This window comes from Acinetobacter sp. UBA2581 (assembly GCF_002339435.1).
In the GTDB taxonomy this organism is placed as follows: Bacteria; Pseudomonadota; Gammaproteobacteria; order Pseudomonadales; family Moraxellaceae; genus Acinetobacter; species Acinetobacter variabilis.
Window position 1 is genome coordinate 5,880 of sequence record NZ_DDLD01000056.1, and the last position, 300, is coordinate 6,179.

Annotated in this window: 1 protein-coding gene; it reads left to right on the forward strand. The window is 41.0% G+C overall.

Annotated features, from left to right (window positions below; all coding sequences use genetic code 11):
- Positions 1–300, forward strand: a 300-nt coding sequence (locus tag B3Q46_RS07040) for an IS3 family transposase (RefSeq protein WP_286714035.1), incomplete at both ends; no start/stop codon positions are given.

The following is a 300-nucleotide window of genomic DNA, read 5'->3' on the forward strand; positions in this document are numbered from 1 at the left end:
AGTCTCCCGTGGTTGTTATTATTATCGCCCAAAACCTGTTAGCTCATCAGATCTGAAGCTGATGCGATGTATTGATGAATTACATATGCAATATCCTTTTGCAGGCAGTCGTATGATGCGTGATTTGTTGAATCGTCAAGGGCATCATATAGGACGACGTCATACACGTACTTTAATGAAGAAAATGGGTATTCAGGCGTTATATTGCAAACCAAATTTAAGCCAGGCTAATCAAGCTCACCGTAAATATCCATATCTGCTCAAAGGGTTGGCTATTCTGCGCAGTAATCAAGTGTGGTC